The organism is Pseudomonas typographi, assembly GCF_014694385.1.
GTDB lineage: Bacteria > Pseudomonadota > Gammaproteobacteria > Pseudomonadales > Pseudomonadaceae > Aquipseudomonas > Aquipseudomonas typographi.
Genome location: NZ_JAAOCA010000167.1, coordinates 1 through 269 on the forward strand (window position 1 = coordinate 1; position 269 = coordinate 269).

At 56.1% G+C, this 269-nt stretch carries 1 protein-coding gene; it reads left to right on the top strand.

Going from position 1 to position 269, the window contains the following annotated elements; translation table 11 throughout:
* Positions 1-253: hypothetical protein (locus HAQ05_RS28255; RefSeq protein ID WP_190427757.1), on the top strand; the 253-nt coding region annotated here is incomplete at its 5' end.
* Positions 254-269 lie beyond the last annotated feature (16 nt).

Here is a 269-nt window from a genome sequence, read left to right on the forward strand (position 1 = left end):
GGCGTCGGCGTTCCTGGCTGAGCAGCTCGCCACCCTTATCGTTGCTGTTAGTCATAAACATACCCGTTTGCCTATCCCTTATCTTAAGGGGGGAACGGTGTCCTGTCTTTCATGGGGCTCGTTCACTGCTGTCGTGGTGGCTCTTCCTTCCAAATGGAATGACCCCACCAACTCCAACATGCAGTCCTGGGACAGCGGCATTGATGATGCTCGGATGGCAATCGAGGCCGCTGGCCTGAAGGTGGCGCCATGACCATCGACTATGCAGA